Origin of the sequence: Streptomyces sp. NPDC019531 (genome assembly GCF_044903305.1) — a bacterium.
Lineage (GTDB): Bacteria > Actinomycetota > Actinomycetes > Streptomycetales > Streptomycetaceae > Streptomyces.
This window is the reverse complement of sequence record NZ_JBJDQL010000006.1, coordinates 222,926-239,077: the sequence shown is the minus strand read 5'-3', so window position 1 is coordinate 239,077 and position 16,152 is coordinate 222,926. Positions and strand designations below refer to the sequence as shown.

At 69.9% G+C, this 16,152-nt stretch carries 12 protein-coding genes; 10 read left to right on the top strand and 2 right to left on the bottom strand.

All coding sequences use genetic code 11. From position 1 onward, the window contains the following. Nucleotides 1-16: 16 nt before the first annotated feature. The gene (locus tag ACI2L1_RS10530) at nucleotides 17-868 is read right to left on the bottom strand and encodes a glycosyltransferase (RefSeq protein WP_404738920.1); all 852 of its coding nucleotides are present in this window, start codon (nucleotides 866-868) and stop codon (nucleotides 17-19) included. Between the two features lie 248 nt (nucleotides 869-1,116). Between ACI2L1_RS10530 and ACI2L1_RS10525 the strand changes: the two genes are divergently transcribed. From ACI2L1_RS10525 to ACI2L1_RS10490, 8 genes are all read left to right on the top strand, one after another. Continuing rightward, on the top strand, nucleotides 1,117-2,556 hold the full coding sequence (locus tag ACI2L1_RS10525; RefSeq protein WP_404738919.1) for a sugar transferase: 1,440 nt from the start codon (nucleotides 1,117-1,119) through the stop codon (nucleotides 2,554-2,556). 23 nt (nucleotides 2,557-2,579) lie between these two features. After that, a complete protein-coding gene (locus ACI2L1_RS10520) occupies nucleotides 2,580-3,635 on the top strand; it encodes a Gfo/Idh/MocA family protein (RefSeq protein ID WP_404738918.1) in 1,056 nt (351 codons plus the stop codon). Between the two features lie 30 nt (nucleotides 3,636-3,665). Further along, nucleotides 3,666-4,652, top strand: coding sequence for an NAD-dependent epimerase/dehydratase family protein (locus ACI2L1_RS10515; RefSeq protein ID WP_404738917.1), 987 nt, complete (start codon nucleotides 3,666-3,668; stop codon nucleotides 4,650-4,652). Further along, nucleotides 4,649-5,788, top strand: coding sequence for a DegT/DnrJ/EryC1/StrS family aminotransferase (locus ACI2L1_RS10510; protein ID WP_404738916.1), 1,140 nt, complete (start codon nucleotides 4,649-4,651; stop codon nucleotides 5,786-5,788). Before ACI2L1_RS10515 ends, ACI2L1_RS10510 begins: the two co-directional genes overlap by 4 nt. Next, entirely contained in the window at nucleotides 5,785-6,474 is a 690-nt protein-coding gene (locus tag ACI2L1_RS10505) for an acetyltransferase (RefSeq protein ID WP_404738915.1), read from the top strand. The genes ACI2L1_RS10510 and ACI2L1_RS10505 overlap by 4 nt, the downstream gene beginning before the upstream one ends. Continuing rightward, entirely contained in the window at nucleotides 6,471-7,589 is a 1,119-nt protein-coding gene (locus ACI2L1_RS10500; RefSeq protein WP_404738914.1) for a DegT/DnrJ/EryC1/StrS family aminotransferase, read from the top strand. The genes ACI2L1_RS10505 and ACI2L1_RS10500 overlap by 4 nt, the downstream gene beginning before the upstream one ends. A gap of 117 nt (nucleotides 7,590-7,706) precedes the next feature. After that, nucleotides 7,707-11,267, top strand: a complete 3,561-nt coding sequence (locus ACI2L1_RS10495) for a DUF4082 domain-containing protein (RefSeq protein ID WP_404738913.1) — start codon at nucleotides 7,707-7,709, stop codon at nucleotides 11,265-11,267. Nucleotides 11,268-11,339: 72 nt separating this feature from the next. Next, the gene (locus ACI2L1_RS10490) at nucleotides 11,340-12,386 is read left to right on the top strand and encodes a glycosyltransferase (protein WP_404738912.1); all 1,047 of its coding nucleotides are present in this window, start codon (nucleotides 11,340-11,342) and stop codon (nucleotides 12,384-12,386) included. 23 nt (nucleotides 12,387-12,409) lie between these two features. Here ACI2L1_RS10490 and ACI2L1_RS10485 read toward each other — a convergent pair whose 3' ends face one another. Beyond that, on the bottom strand, nucleotides 12,410-13,072 hold the full coding sequence (locus ACI2L1_RS10485; protein WP_404738911.1) for a hypothetical protein: 663 nt from the start codon (nucleotides 13,070-13,072) through the stop codon (nucleotides 12,410-12,412). Between the two features lie 80 nt (nucleotides 13,073-13,152). Between ACI2L1_RS10485 and ACI2L1_RS10480 the strand changes: the two genes are divergently transcribed. Together ACI2L1_RS10480 and ACI2L1_RS10475 are read left to right on the top strand one after the other, a co-directional pair. After that, nucleotides 13,153-15,189 carry an O-antigen ligase family protein gene (locus tag ACI2L1_RS10480; RefSeq protein ID WP_404738910.1) on the top strand — a complete coding sequence of 679 codons (2,037 nt, stop codon included), beginning with the start codon at nucleotides 13,153-13,155 and terminating at the stop codon, nucleotides 15,187-15,189. After that, complete coding sequence (locus ACI2L1_RS10475) at nucleotides 15,186-16,094, top strand: glycosyltransferase family 2 protein (protein WP_404738909.1); 909 nt, start codon at nucleotides 15,186-15,188, stop codon at nucleotides 16,092-16,094. Before ACI2L1_RS10480 ends, ACI2L1_RS10475 begins: the two co-directional genes overlap by 4 nt. The last annotated feature ends 58 nt before the right edge of the window (nucleotides 16,095-16,152 follow it).

Here is a 16,152-nt window from a genome sequence, read left to right as displayed (position 1 = left end):
CCGGATCGGGTGTGCGTCAGTTCTGTCGGCTGCTCTCGTCCCGCAGCCAGGTGCCGAAGTCCTGTGCCCGGATGGCCTTCTCGGCCCGGCGCCGGGCGACGACCGCCGCCGCGACGAAGACCACGACACTCGTGACCAGCTTCGGTTCGCCGCGGACCAGGGCGATCAGATCCGCCTTGCTCGTACGCGCCGAAGCCTCCTGCGGACTCTGATGCTGCTGTTCGACCTGGGCGGTGGAGACCGCCGCCCGGATCCGACGCTTGATCAGATCCGGCCATGTTCGTGGCGGTTGGACCACGACCCGGGCCGCTTCGACCACCCGCCGCTCCTCCGGTGCGAAGGCCAGGGAGGCGGCCAGGTCGTCCGCCATCAGTGGCGGCAGCGCGGCGATCCGGGTGTGCCCGGCCTTGGACACCGCGATGACACCCCGGCCGAACAGCCCCTCGCGCACGGCGGGCAGCCGCTGCCACACCCGGTAGTAGGCACGCACCCGCCAGGCGCATCCGGCCAGCGGAATCCGCCGTTCGGGGGCGGTGGCGAGAACGCCCGAGGAGTCGTCGTTCAAGGGCTCGGCCAACGCCCGTACGTCGCCGCTCCCGAGTACGACATCGGCGTCCACGTAGAGACGCGGGAAGCCGCGCGCATGCTCGTCGCCGGTCCGCAGGGCGGCGTGCTTGGACGGCACGGGGGTCTCGACCACTCGCACGCGCGGGCCGCGAGCGGCCGCGATGTGCGCGGTGTCGTCCGTACAGCCATTGCACACGACCACGATGTCTGTCTCGTCCTCGATGGAATCGGCCAGAAGTGAATCGAGGAGCCGGCCGATGACTTGCGCCTCGTTGTGGGCCGGGATCACGATGCTCGTCACCTGGGCAGTATGCAGTCGATGTCACTATTGCGATGTGTGTTTCGTCCAACTGTTCCCGTGACTGCGGTCGGTGGTCTAGATTGAGGGCCGCCGAACCGGTTTGGGTGGGGAACATGAGGCACTAGCCCGCAGGTATGGGGACATGAGGCGGTTGGGGAACCGCTGAGGCTTCTTTGTTTTCAACTGCCGTTGTGCTGGGGGCACATCGGTGTTCGGTCAGGGGAAACCGCGCACGTCGTGGGGGGCGCATGACCATTGAGGTCACGCATGAGCAACTGCTTGTGGAACACAGAACTCCACAAGGTCGTCGAAGACCTTGGGAGCAGAAGTACCGGATGGTCCTGCTGGTCGCGGACAGCCTCGCCGCTGTTGCCGCGGCCTTCGTGATCCACGCGGCGTACGGCCGCTGGGCGGTGGCCCTGGTGCTGCCCCCGACGTGGATCGTGGCAATGATCGCCCACCGCTCCTACGACCGCAGCGCCTTGGGGCTGGGGACCGAGGAGTACCGCAGGGTACTGCGCGGCGCCGTCGCGCTGCCGGCGCTGGCCGCGGTCGCGCACTGGTCGTTCACCCGCGATTCGGGTCTCCTCCATGACATGACCATGGCCTCGATACCCGTCGCCGTCCTCGCCCTGCTGGTGCGGTACACGCTCCGCCGCCGACTGCACCGGCGATGGGCCAGGGACCGGGGCCGCAGCGCGACCCTTCTGGTCGGCCCGTCGCACGGCATCGTGGAACTCGTCGCCGTGCTGCGGCGGAGCGGCGCACAGGAGCTCCGGGCCGCCGGAGTGTGTCTGAGCGATCCGCGAAACGCCGCGGAGGTACGGAAGTTGGGCATCCCCGTGCTCGGCGGCGTCGACACCATGGACGACGTCATCCGGGCCATGGGCATCGGCACCCTGGTGGTGCTGCCCGCGCCCGAGTTCGACGCCTCCGTACTGCGCCGGATGTCCTGGACCGCGGCCGTGCAGGGCGTCGACTTCCTGCTCGCCCCCGTGCTGGCCGACGTGTCCGCCGCCCGGCTCGCGGTACGACCCGTCAACGGGGTGCCGCTGGTGCGCATCCAGGCGCCCAACCTCTCCCGGGCCTCGCGGCTGCCCAAGGAGCTGATGGATCGTTCCTTCGCCGCGACGCTCCTGCTGCTGCTCGCCCTTCCCCTGCTGCTGGTCGCCCTGACCGTCCGCCTGGACAGCACCGGTCCCGCGCTCTTCCGGCAGCAGCGGGTGGGCCGGTACGGCGACCACTTCACCATGTTCAAGTTCCGTACCATGCGGCCGGATTCGGAGGCCCTCAAGGCGGAACTGGAACACCTCAACCAGAACAGCGACGGCCTGCTGTTCAAGGTGAAGGGAGACCCGCGGATCACCCGGGTCGGCTCGTTCCTGCGCCGCAGTTCGCTCGACGAACTCCCGCAGCTGATCAACGTGGTCAGGGGTCACATGTCGCTCGTCGGCCCCCGTCCGCCGCTGCCCGAGGAAGTGGACGAGTACCCGGCGGAGGTCAAGCGCCGACTGCTGGTGAAGCCCGGACTCACCGGGCTCTGGCAGGTCAGCGGCCGCTCGGACCTGCCCTGGGACGAGGCCGTCCGGCTCGATCTCGCATACGTGGACAACTGGTCGACCAGCCTCGACCTGTCCATCCTGGCGCGCACCACGACAGCGGTGGTGCGCGGAACGGGGGCCTACTGATGGACCGAAGGAAGAGGAACCAAGTGACTGAGACCAGTGGGCCGTTGGGGGTCGCGGTCGTCGGGGCCGGCTACTGGGGGCCCAACCTCGTCCGCAACTTCCAGGCCAGCGACCGGTTCCGGCTGCGCTGGCTGTGCGACCTCGACGTGGACCGCGCCAAGCGGGTCCTCGGCGGCTACTCGACGGTCGAGGCCACCTCGGACTACGCGGCCGTACTCGCCGACCCGACGGTTGCCGCCGTCGCCGTGGCCACGCCCGCCGGAACGCATCTCGACATCGCCCTGGCCGCCCTGCGCGCCGGAAAGCACGTCCTCGTGGAGAAGCCGCTCGCGGCGACCTACGCCGACGGGATGCGCCTGGTCGCCGAGGCGGAGGAGCGCGGGCTCACCCTGATGTGCGACCACACCTACTGCTACACACCGGCCGTGGGCCGGATCAGGGAACTGGTGCACTCCGGCGAGCTCGGCGAGATCCACTTCGTCGACTCGGTGCGGATCAACCTCGGCCTGGTCCAGAAGGACATCGACGTCCTGTGGGATCTCGCCCCGCACGACCTGTCGATCCTCGACTTCATCCTCCCCGCGGGCGTCGAGCCGGTCGCCGTCGCCGCCCACGGGGCCGACCCGATCGGCGCCGGACAGGCCTGCGTGGCCTATCTGACGCTCACGCTCAACACCGGGGCCATCGCCCACGTGCACGTCAACTGGCTGTCGCCGACCAAGGTGCGCACCACCATGGTGGGCGGCTCCAAGCGCACCCTGCTCTGGGACGACCTCAACCCCCTTCAGCGGGTGGCCGTCTACGACCGGGGTGTGGACATGGCCGCACCGCAGGAGATCGGCGCGGACGAGCGCCGGGACATGCTCATCTCGTACCGCTCCGGAGACATGGTCGCGCCCGCGATCGGCGAGAAGGAAGCGCTGCGCGGCATGGTCGACGAGTTCGCCGACGCGATCACGACGGGCCGCGCGCCGCTGACCGACGGCCGGGCGGGTCTGAGGGTGTTGGACATCCTCGAAGCGGCTTCCCGAAGCCTCGAATTCAAGGGCGCGGTCGTCGGCCTGCGCGCCGGGCGTTGACAGAACCAATTCGCTGAGAGGTAACCGCAGTTGAGCAGCGTACGTGGCAAGAAGATCCTGGTCACCGGGGGAGCGGGCACGATCGGCTCCAACCTGGTCGACCTGCTGGCCGAGGGCGGCGCCCGCGAGATCGTCGTACTCGACAACTTCGTGCGCGGGCGGCGGGCCAACCTCGCGCAGGCCCTGCCCAGCGGTGTGGTGGAGGTCGTCGAGGGCGACGTACGGGACGTCGACACCGTACGGAAGGTCACCGAGGGCGCCGACCTGGTGTTCCACCTCGCCGCGATCCGCATCACGCAGTGCGCGGAGGAGCCGAGGCTCGCCAACGAGGTCCTCGTCGACGGCACCTTCAACGTGCTGGAGGCCGCGGCCGCGGCCGGCGTCGGCAAAGTCGTCGCCTCCTCCTCGGCCTCCGTCTACGGCATGGCCGAGGTCTTCCCGACGACAGAGCGGCACCACGCGTACAACAACGACACCTTCTACGGCGCCGCGAAGGCCTTCAACGAGGGCATGCTGCGCAGCTTCCACGCGATGTACGGGCTCGATTACGTGGCCCTGCGCTACTTCAACGTATACGGCCCCCGGATGGACATCCACGGTCTCTACACCGAGGTGCTCATCCGCTGGATGGAGCGCATCGAGTCGGGCGAGCCGCCGCTGATCCTCGGCGACGGCACCCAGACCATGGACTTCGTCGACGTCCGCGACATCGCCAGGGCCAACATCCTGGCCGCCGAGTCGGACGTCACCGACGAGGTGTTCAACGTCGCCAGCGGCACCGAGACCTCACTGCGCGAACTCGCCGACGGACTGCTGGAGGCGATGGGCGCCGAGGGCCTGGAGCCGGTGCACGGGCCCGCCCGCTCGGTGAACTCGGTGGTGCGCAGACTCGCGGACACCACCCAGGCCGCCGAACGGCTCGGCTTCACCGCGGAGATCGACCTGCGCACGGGTCTCAGGGACCTGGTCCAGTGGTGGCGCGCCGAGCGTGCCGCCGCCAAGGAGGCCGACAAGTGAGCACCGACCGCATCCCCGTGATGATCCCCTGGCTCGGCGAGGAGGAGGCCAAGGCCGCCTCCGACGCCGTACTGTCCGGCTGGGTCGCGCAGGGTCCCCGAGTCGTCGCCTTCGAGGAGGCGTTCGCCGAGCGGGTGGGCGCCGAGCACGCCGTCGCGGTCAGCTCCTGCACCACCGCCCTGCATCTCACCCTCGTCGCCCTCGGCGTCGGCCCCGGCGACGAGGTCGTGGTGCCCTCACTGTCGTTCATCGCCACCGCCAACGCCGTACGGTACGTCGGCGCCGAGCCGGTGTTCGCCGACGTCGAGCTCGCCACGGGCAACCTGACCCCGGCCACCGTGGACCAGGTCCGCACCCCCCGAACCAAGGCCGTCCTCGCCGTCCACCAGGGCGGCGTACCGGCCGACGTGCACGCCCTGCGTGCCGCCTGCGCCGACTGGGACCTGCCGCTGGTCGAGGACGCGGCCTGCGCCATCGGCTCCACCGTCGGCGGCAAGCCCGTCGGCCACGGCGCGCTGCTCGCCGCCTGGTCCTTCCACCCCCGCAAGGTCGTCACCACGGGCGAGGGCGGCATGGTCACCACCGACGACGCCGAGTGGGCGGCCCGGCTGCGGCGGCTGCGCGAGCACGGCATGAACGCCTCGGCCGCGGAACGCCATGCGAGCAACAAGCCGGTCCTGGAAAGCTACTTGGAGGTCGGCTTCAACTACCGGATGACCGACATCCAGGCCGCGGTGGGTCTGGTCCAGCTGGACAAGCTCGACGCGATGATCGCCCGCCGTCGCGAACTGGCGTCCCGTTACGACGCGTTGCTGCACGACATCCATGGCCTCACCGCCGTACGCGACCCCGCGCACGGGCAGAGCAACTTCCAGTCCTACTGGGTGCTGCTCGACGAGGACTTCCCCGTCGGCCGGGACGACCTGCTCGCCGCGCTCGCCCACGCCGGAGTCTCCGCCCGGCGCGGCATCATGGCCGCGCACCTCGAACCCGCCTACGCGGGCCACCCGGGCGTTCCGCTGCCGATCACCGAGCGGATCAGCCGTGACTCGCTGATCCTGCCGCTGTTCCACACGATGACCGAGGCCCAGCAGGACCGTGTCGTCGCGGCACTGCGTGAACAGGCCCGAAGATGACCGGACTTGTGATCGTCGGCGCGGGCGGCTTCGCCCGGGAGACGGCCCAGGCCGTGACGCACCTGGGCGAGTTCGAGCTGCTCGGGCATCTCGACGACAACGCCGACCTGCATGGCACCGAGGTGGACGGTGTGCCCGTCCTCGGCGGCTGCGACCTGGTCCACGAACTGCCCGAGGCGCGGGTGGTGATCTGTGTGGGCAACCCACGCGACTACGCGGTCCGCGCCCGGCTGGTCCGCCGCCTCGGCCTGCCCGCGGACCGCTACGCCACCGTGGTCCACCCGACCGCGGTGGTGTCGGCGACCTCCGAGATCGGTCCCGGCTCGGTGCTGCTCGCGCACTGCGCGCTGACCGCCGCCGTACGGGTCGGGGCCCATGTCGCTGTGATGCCCCACGTCGTCCTCACCCATGACGACGTGGTCGGGGACTACGTCACGGTCACGTCCGGTGTCCGGCTGGGCGGGAACGTGCGACTGGAGCGCGGGGCCTATGTGGGCTCCGGGGCCCTGGTCAGGGAGGGCACGACGATCGGCGCCTGGTCGCAGATCGGGATGGGGAGTGCCGTGCTCGGCGATGTTCCGCCGGGCGAGGTCTGGGTGGGGAGCCCGGCCCGACGGCTGCGGGAGGCGGGCGCTCCCGCACTGGAAGAACTCGCGACACCGACAGTGGGGGGACCGCTGACATGAACCAGATACCGCTTGTGGACCTCAAGGCGGCCCATGAGGAGGTCGCCGACGAGGTACGAGCCGGATTCGAGCGGGTCCTGGCGAACACCGCGTTCGTCGGCGGCGACGAGGTCCGGCAGTTCGAGCGCGAGTACGCGGAGTTCGGTGAGGTGGCGCACTGCGTCGGAGTCGCCAATGGCACCGACGCCGTCGAACTCGCCCTGCGGGCCAGCGGAGTGGGCCCCGGTGACGAGGTCGTCGTACCTGCCAACACCTTCATCGCCACCGCGGGCGCCGTCGCCAGGATCGGCGCACGCCCGGTCCTGGCGGACTGCCTCCCCGACAGCCATCTCCTGGACCCCCAGGCCGCGTTGGCCGCGGTCGGCCCCGCCACCCGTGCGGTCGTGCCGGTGCACCTGTACGGGCAGATGGCCGAGGTGACGGAGCTGACCGCCCAACTGCCCGACCGCGTACGGGTCGTGGAGGACGCCGCCCAGTGCCAGGGCGCGACTCGCGACGGCCGGACACCGGGCAGCGGCGGGATCGCGGCCACCAGCTTCTACCCGGGCAAGAACCTCGGTGCCTACGGCGACGCGGGCGCGGTCCTCACCGATGACGAGCAACTCACCGGCCTGGTACGGGCGATCGCCAACCATGGCGGCGTCGCCAAGTACCGCCACGACGTCCCCGGCTTCAACAGCCGCCTCGACGGACTCCAGGCCGTCGTCCTGCGGGCCAAGCTCAAACGGCTGGCCGAGGGCAACGCGGCCCGCCGGGGGGCCGCCGCCCGCTACGACGAACTCCTCGCCGACCTGGCCGCCGCCGGACGGGTCGTCCTCCCGGTGACGGAGCCCGGCAACGTCCACGTCTGGCACCTGTACGTCGTTCAGGTGGCCGGAGCCGACCGCGACGACATCGTCGGCAAGCTCAATGCCGAGGGCATCGGTGCCGGGGTGCACTATCCCGCCCCGGTCCACCTCACCCCGGCCTACCGCGATCTGGGCCACGCCCGGGGCGACTTCCCGCACGCCGAACAGGCGGCGGAACGGATCCTGTCGCTGCCGCTCTACCCCCAGATCACCCCCGACCAGCAGCAACGCGTCGTCGACACGCTCATCGACGCTCTCGGACGCTGATCGGTCACCGCTTTCACCGCTTCACCCCGACTTTCCCCGGTCGGGCCGGCACAGCACCGCTGAGAGGTACACATGAACAGATGGACCAGACGGATCAGAGGCGGTCGCCTCGCCGTCGTGGCGGCATTGATATGGGCGGTGCTCCCGGTGGCCGGGTCCGCCCAGGCGGCGTCCGATCCGTGCGGGTCGGGCTCGAACCCCGTGGTCTGCGAGAACTCCAAGACGGGCAGCCCGATGTCCGACTGGTACGCACCCAACTCCTACGGTGACATTCAGGGGTTCACCACCAAGGAGAGCGTCCAGGCGGGCGACACGGTCCAGTTCAAGGTCCAGTCGAAGACGTCGTACCAGATCCAGATCTACCGCCTCGGCTGGTACGGCGGCGACGGCGCCCGCCAGATGTCGACGGCGGCCCAGGCCGCGGTGACCTACCCGGCCAACTTCACAAGCAGCCCCGCCAGTTGCACCACCAAGAGCAGCACAGGACTGGTCGACTGCGGCAACTGGCCCGTGACCGCGAGCTGGACGGTGCCCAGCGACGCCGTGTCCGGCCTGTACATCGCCAACCTCACGCAGACCGACGGCGACGGCCTGATGCCGTACCCGTTCGTCGTCCGCAAGGACTCCAGCACCTCCGACATCGTCGTGCAGACCAGTGACCAGACCTGGCAGGCCTACAACGACTACGGCGGCCAGGACCTCTACGGCGGCGCGGGCCCGGCGCCCGACGGCCGTGCCTACGAGGTGAGTTACAACCGGCCGCTGGACATCGGCGGCGACAACGGCATCTACGGCTCCGAGTACATGATGCTGTCCTGGCTGGAGCGCAACGGCTACGACGTCAGCTACCTCTCCGGCGTGGACGTGTCGACCAATGGCGCCACCCTGCTGAAGAACCACAAGGTGTACCTGTCCTCGGGCCATGACGAGTACTGGACGCAGAGCCAGTACAGCAACGTCCTGGCGGCCCGGAAGGCAGGCGTGCGGCAGGGGTTCTTCAGTGGCAACGAGGTGTTCTGGAAGACCCGGCTGACCCCGAGCATCGACGGCACCAGCACCTCGAACCGCACCCTGGTCTGCTACAAGATGACCAAGATGGCGCAGAACAACGGCGTCGCCGACCCGAGCGGCGAGTGGACCGGCACCTGGATGGACCCGACCAGCACCAACTACGGCCAGTCCTACCAGCCGCCGAACATCCTCACCGGCTCCATGTTCACCGTGAACGGCTACCGCGCCGACGCCATCACCGTCCCCGGGTCGTACGGCAAGAACCGGATCTGGCGCAACACCTCGATCGCGAGCCTCACTTCGAGCCAGACCGCCACCTTCCCGACCGGCACCCTCGGCTACGAGTGGGACAGCGACCTCGACAACAGCACCAGACCCGCCGGCGCGATCGACGTGTCGTCCACGACCGTGGACATCAACGACGGCAAGTTCCGGCTCGACTGGGGCAACATGTACGGCAACGGCACCGCGACCCACAACCTCGTCGAGTTCCGCGACCAGGACTCGGGAGCCCTGGTGTTCGGCGCGGGCACCGTGCAGTGGTCCTGGGGTCTGACCAACCTGCCGACGTACGACCCCGAGGACGTGGTGGTCACCGAGGACGTCCGCATGCAGCAGGCGACCGTGAACATCCTCGCCGACATGGGCGTACAGCCGCTGACCCGGCAGAGCAACCTCGTCGCCGCCACGGCCTCCACCGACACCACGGGCCCGGCGATCACCGTGTCCAGCCCGGCTTCCGGGGTCACCGTCCCGGCGCTGAAGCCGGTCACCATCAGCGGCACAGCCACCGACTCCGGCGGCGGAGTGGTGTCCCGCGTGGAGGTCTCCACCGACGGCGGATCGACCTGGAAGGCCGCCACCGGCCTGACGTCCTGGAACTACAGCTGGACCCCGACGGCCCCCGGTTCGGCGTCCATCAAGGTCCGCGCGGTCGACGACAGCGTCAACATCGGCGCGGTCACCACCATCCCGGTGACCGTCGGCCCCCAGGCCTGCCCCTGCACCGTCTGGCCGGCCACCGCGGTCCCCGGCACCGTCAACGCGGGTGACGGCGGTCCCCTGGAGCTCGGCGTCAAGTTCCGCACCACGACGGCCGGTTCGGTCACCGGTGTCCGCTTCTACAAGTCGACCGCCAACACCGGCACCCACATCGGCAGCCTGTGGACCGCCTCCGGCACCCGCCTGGCCACCGGCACCTTCACCAACGAGACGGCCTCCGGCTGGCAGCAGCTGAACTTCGCCACCCCGGTCACCGTCAAGGCCAACACCACCTACGTCGCCTCGTACTTCGCCCCCAACGGCGGATACTCCTACGACGGCGGCTACTTCTCCAACAGCGATGCGGGCCTCGCCCCGCTCACCGCCCTGAAGTCCGGCACCGACGGCGGCAACGGCGTCTACCGCTACAGCTCGACCAGCGCCTTCCCGTCCTCGGCCTCCTCCGGCAGCAACTACTGGGTCGACGTGGTCCTGGACACCTCCACGGCCAGCACCACCCCGCCCACCGTCTCCTCCACCTCCCCGACGTCCGGGGCGACCGGAGCGTCGATCACGGCGCCGGTGTCGGCCACCTTCAGCGCGGCCGTCGACACCGACAACGTGACGTTCACCCTGAAGGACCCGGACGGCAACAACGTGCCGGGCGCCCTCACCTACCCCGCGTCGAACAAGGCGACCTTCACCCCGTCGACGGAACTGGAACTGCACACCACGTACACCGCGTCCGTGCAGGCCTCGGACGTCTGGGGCAACGCCATGGCGGATCCGGTGACCTGGAGCTTCACCACCAGCTCCACCCCGCCCGCGGTCACCTGCCCCTGCACCCTGTGGAACGCGAGCGCGGTACCGGCCACCACCGCGGTCACCGGTGACCCCAACTCCGTGGAGCTGGGCACCCGGTTCACGTCCTCGGCGGACGGCTGGATCACCGGCGTCTCCTTCTACAAGGGCGCAACCAACACCGGCACCCACACCGGCAGCCTGTGGTCCGACGACGGCACGCTGCTCGCCACCGGCACCTTCACCGCGGAGACGGCGTCCGGCTGGCAGACGATGACCTTCGCGACACCGGTGGCGGTCACCGCGGGCACCGCGTACGTGGCCTCCTACCACGCGCCGAACGGCAACTACGCGGTGGACGGCGGCTACTTCGCGTCGGCCCACAAGTCCTATCCGCTGACCGCCACCGCCGACACCACCGCGCACCACAACGGGCTCTACAAGTACGGCAGCGAAACGGCCTTCCCCAACGGGTCCTACGGATCCGCGAACTACTGGGTCGGCCCGCTCTTCACCGCCGACGACCCGAGCGCGTCCCTGGCGTCGGCCACCGCTTCGGAGGTGACCGAGTTCTCGGTGCAGTACACCGCGGACGCGGACAGCCCCCTGGTGATGAGCCTGCCCACGACCGCCAAGCCGACATCCGTCCAGGCGACCCTGGTCGTCCTGCCCGGCGCCAAGGCGGCCGCGGCCAGGAAGCTCCACGTCAAGGCCGTCACCTCCTACGACCGGGCCACCCACAAGGTGTCCGTCCACCTCACCACCCCGCTGCCGGACGGCACCCGGTTCAGGATCTCGGTCGTGGCCAGGGACAAGCAGCGCCACACGGTCAAGTCCAGGACCTGGACCCTGAGCAGCAAGACCGTCCGCACGAAGAAGAACTGACCGACCAGAACCCACCGGTGGTGGCCTCCGCCCGCTGCGGCGGGGGCCACCACCGGGGATTGGCCCCCACACATGAGCACCGTCAGTGTTGTGATCCCCTGCTACAAGTACGGCCACTTCCTGGCCGACTGTGTGAGCAGCGTCCTGGACGAGCAGGACGGCGTCGACGTCCGGGTGCTCATCATCGACGACGCCTCACCGGACGACTCGGCCGAGACGGCGAAGAAACTGGCGGCCTCCGACCCACGGATCGACGTCCTCGTCCACGCGACCAACAAGGGCCACATCGCCACGTACAACGAAGGCCTCATGGAGTGGGCCGACGGCGACTACGTGGCCCTGCTCTCCGCCGACGACCGCCTGGTGCCCGGCGCGCTGGTCCGGGCCGCGGCACTGCTCGACGCCCACCCCGAGGCGGGCTTCGCCTACGGGCGGCCCCTGCGCTTCCAGCATGGCGGCCCGCTGCCCGCGGCCCGCACCCGGAGCACCGGTTCGGTCGTCTACCCCGGCCAGTGGTGGCTGGAGAGGCGCTTCCGTGAGGGCACCGGCTGTATCACCTCACCGGAAGTCGTCGTCCGCACCAGCCTCCAGCGCGAGGTCGGCGGCTACGACCCGGCCCTGCCGCACGCCGGCGACATCGAGATGTGGATGCGGCTCGCCGCCCACGCCGACGTCGGCTACATACGCGGCGCCGACCAGGCCTTCTACCGCGTCCACGGGAACAACATGTCCACCACCGACTTCGGCGGCCAGCTCGACGACCTGCGCCAGCGCCTGGTCGCCTACGACTCCGCCCTCGCCAAGTGCGCCGACCGGCTGCCCCACGCCGACCGCCTCGCCGAACAGGTCCACACCCGGCTCGCCCGCTACGCGCTGCGCCGCGCCTACCGGGCCTACGACCGGGGCCGTACCGCCGTCGTCCCGGTCGACGAGTGCGTGGCGTTCGCCGAGCAGTGCCTGCCGGGATACCGGACCCTGCCCGAGTACCGCGCGCTGCGGCTCAGACGACGGATCGGACCGAAGGCGATGCCGTATCTCCAGCCGCTGATCCTTTCGGCCGTCGCCGAGCGGGGCCGCGAGTGGCTGTGGTGGGAGTCCTGGAAGCGCCGCGGAATCTGATGAAGACGTTCAGCTCCCGGGGCTCAGCCCGTCACCGGAACCTCGTCCGAGTAGAGCCGTGGCCCTGGGAAGTCCTTCCCACGGCGCCGCGCGAACCGGTCGAACCACAGCGCGCCCAGGATTCCGGTGAGCGCGCCCAGCAGTGCCGTACCGGCCAGTGCGCGGCTCCTGGTGCCCTGCATCAGGGCGGAGCTCGGGGCGACCAGGACGGAGGCGCTGATCCGCGCCCCGGTCGCGACCCCCTGTGCCTCCTGGAGGGCCGCCACGTGCTTGCCGTACACCTCGATGACCTGCCGGACCACCGCGTCGGCCTCGGCGGCGGAGCCCCGCCGTGCCTGCACCTGTACCGAAGGGATCAGATAGGCGGGTGTCGCGCTGGTGCCGCTGTTGCGCGGGATCAGCTGGTACGTCCCCTCGACCCCCGCGGCCTTCAACTCCTTGTGCCCGGCAGCCGATTCCAGCTGCTGGATGACGCCGTACGACAACGAGGCAAGCGGTGGTTGGAGGTTGGTCAGCTGGTTCGGCTGGTTCCCGGTCACCGGCGGCTTGAGGACGACCACCGCCGAACTCAGGTACTGCGGTGCGGGGCGCAGCACTTGGTAGGCTCCGGCGGCCGTCAGCAGGAGCGCGAGCAGCAGCACGTACCAGCGGCGGAGCAGCGCTTCGGCGACGTCACGAGGCGACACAGGGATTCCTTCCGTCGGCACCGATCCTCGCAGGCGCCGGAGCGGGCCGCCACCCGATCGCCGGGCCGGAAGGAGAGTTCATGAGTCTCGCCGACCTTCTGGCGATCATGCGCAGGCGCTGGTACTTCATGGTGCCCCTCACCCTGCTCAGTCTCTTCGCGGGCGGGTACCTCTACCGGACCGTCCCCGTGTCCTACGAGTCCCAGAGCTCCGTCACCCTGCTCGACTCCACGGCGATCGCGGACTTGGCGCCGACCTTCGGCAACCCCCTGTCGAACGCGGGCGGTTCGCTGGTCGTCACGGCCGATGTACTGATCAGGACGCTCCAGTCCAGCGATTCGGCGAAGGAACTGCACTCCCGCGGGGTCACCGACCGCTACACGGTCGGCTTCGCCCCGGACGCCGACAGCCCGCTGCTCACCCTGAGCGTCACCGGTACCGACCAGGCGAAGGTGCTCAAGGAGACCACCATCCTCACCGACTTCACCGGTGAGCAGCTCAAGGCCCTTCAGGCCGCCTCCAAGGTGCCGAAGACATACCTGGTGCAGACCGCGCCGGTCGTCCTGCCGCAGACGCCGGTCTCGGAGCCGAAGAGCCGGTACCAGAGCATCGCGGCGGTCGTCATCGCCGGACTCGGCAGCGCCTTCCTGCTGTCCATCCTCGCCGAGGGCGTCGCCGTGGTCCGCCGCCGGGGACGGGCCGTGGCCGGATACGTCCCCCGCCGACACCGCGCCCAGCCGCCCGAGCAGGCGCCCAGAGGACTGCTGGTCCGCCGCCTGGACGCCACGACGATCCTTACCGGCTATCTGGGCCTTGCCTTCTTCGTGCCGTCGAACCTCACCCTGCCCGCGCTGGGCGGTGTCGGTACCCCGGCCAACGTCTTCGCCCTGCTCGGACTGCTCTGGTACCTCGCGACCTGGCTCGGCGGACGCATCCTCCCGGCACCGGGCACCCGACTGCCACGCGTGGTGATGTGCCTGCTCGCCGCGGCGGTGCTGCTGTCCTACCTCGCCGACGCCACCCGTGAAAGCTCCCACGAGGAGGTCCTCGGAGCCGACCGGGGCCTGATCGGACTCGGGGTCTGGGTGGCGCTGGTCGTGCTGGCCTCGGCCGGCATCCAGGAACGCAGCCGGCTGGAGACTCTGATGCGCCGGCTCGTCGTCCTGGGCACGGTGGTCGCCCTCATCGGCTACTACGACTTCTTCGCCGCGACCAACATCGCCGACTCCATCCACATCCCCGGCCTCCAGTCGAGCACGGCCGGGATCAGCGCCATGGACCGCGGTTCGTTCACCCGGCCGCGCTCCACCACGGCCCACCCGCTGGAGTTCGGCGGGATGCTGGCCATCCTGGTGCCCTTCGCCGTCCATCAGGCCTTCGATCCGGTACGACGGCACGCCGGCGCCCTGCGCCGCTGGGCCCCCGTGGCGATCATGGCGGGAGCTCTCCCGCTCACCGTGTCCAGGACGTCCATCATCGGCGCCTTCATCGTGATCCTGGTGATGGTGCCCCGCTGGAAGCCGCAGCGCCGCTGGGCCGCGATCGGCCTGATCACGGGCTCGGTGGCCGGGTTCAAGGTGATCATCCCCGGGCTGATCGGAACCATCACCAACCTGTTCGCCAGCTTCCTGTCCAACTCCGACAGCAGCACCCAGGCCCGCACCGTGAAGTACAGCGCGATCGTCCCCTACTTCCACGAACACCCCTGGTTCGGGCGGGGATTCGGCACCTTCACTCCCGACCTGTACTTCTTCACGGACAACCAGTACATGCTGACCCTGGCCGAGATGGGCATCCTGGGACTGGTCGCGCTGGCCGCCCTGTTCATCACCGGGATCCACACCGGCGGCGCGATCCGCCGGCTGGCCCGGAACGACTCGGACCGAGAGCTGGGACAGGCATTCCTCGCGTCCGCTCTGGTCGCCCTGGTCATCAGCGCCACCTTCGACGCGCTGAGCTTCCCCATGTACGCCGGGATGTTCTTCCTGGTGCTGGGCGCGGGCGGGAGCTATCTCGGCTTCGTGCGCCGGGAGGCGGCAGCCTCTTCGGTGGCCGAGGTCCCCGTGTCCCGTGAGGTGTCCGACACCAAGCTTCCCGAACTCGTGGAGTCCCGATGAGCACCGTCGCCGTCATCGTCGTCACCTGGAACAGCGCCTCGGTGCTACCCGGGTTCCTCGCCGCGCTGCCCGACGGCATGGCAGGGCTCGACTGGCGGCTCGTCGTCGCCGACAACGACTCCGCCGACGACACCGTCGAGGTGCTGCGGACGCTGGCCCCGGACGCGGAGGTCGTGCAGACCGGGCGCAACGCGGGGTACGCGGCCGGGGTCAACGCGGCGCTGTCCGCTGCCGGGGAGTACGAGACGGCACTGATCTGCAACCCTGACATCCGCATGCGGCAGGGCTGTGCGAAACGACTCGTGGACAGCCTCGGGGGCGGGGTCGGGATCGCCGTACCCCTGCTGTACGAAGAGGGCCGGGACACACCGCACTTCTCGCTACGGCGTGAGTCGAGCGTGCTGCGGGCGCTGGGAGAGGCGGTCATAGGCAACCGGCGGGCCGGGCGGTTTCCGTTGCTGAGCGAGCTGGTCACCGATCCTGCGGCTTATCGGGAGCCGACTCGGGCGGACTGGGCGACGGGTGCGCTGATGGCCGTGTCGGGGGAGTGCTTGGCGGACTGCGGTCCCTGGGACGAGTCCTTCTTCCTGTACTCGGAGGAAACCGAGTACTGCCTTCGGGCGCGGGATCTTGGGTATGCGACGCAGTTGGAGCCGTCGGCGGAAGCGGTGCACCTGGGGGGTGAGTCCCAGGTGTCGCCTCGGCTGTGGTCGCTGCTGGTGGTCAATCGGGTTCGGTTGTATCGGCGTCGGCATGGGGTGGTTGCGACGGGGGCGTTCCGGGGGGCTGTGCTGCTTCGGGAGGTGTTGCGGGCGCTGTTGGGGAGGCGGGCCAGTCGGGCAGCTGTGGTGGCCTTGGTCCACCCGGCGACTCTGCATACGCCGGGTTCAGCAGCGCCCCTTTAGGGGCGCGGGGCTGTGTCGATATGCGGCTCCGCCGCGTGGGCGCGACCAGCCACAACGA

Bases quoted from the DNA above. Each gene is read 5' to 3' on its own strand.
- ACI2L1_RS10525 (WP_404738919.1), top strand. From the start codon at position 1,117: ATGACCATTGAGGTCACGCATGAGCAACTGCTTGTGGAACACAGAACT.
- ACI2L1_RS10505 (WP_404738915.1), top strand. From the start codon at position 5,785: ATGACCGGACTTGTGATCGTCGGCGCGGGCGGCTTCGCCCGGGAGACG.
- ACI2L1_RS10500 (WP_404738914.1), top strand. From the start codon at position 6,471: ATGAACCAGATACCGCTTGTGGACCTCAAGGCGGCCCATGAGGAGGTC.
- ACI2L1_RS10490 (WP_404738912.1), top strand. From the start codon at position 11,340: ATGAGCACCGTCAGTGTTGTGATCCCCTGCTACAAGTACGGCCACTTC.
- ACI2L1_RS10480 (WP_404738910.1), top strand. From the start codon at position 13,153: ATGAGTCTCGCCGACCTTCTGGCGATCATGCGCAGGCGCTGGTACTTC.
- ACI2L1_RS10475 (WP_404738909.1), top strand. From the start codon at position 15,186: ATGAGCACCGTCGCCGTCATCGTCGTCACCTGGAACAGCGCCTCGGTG.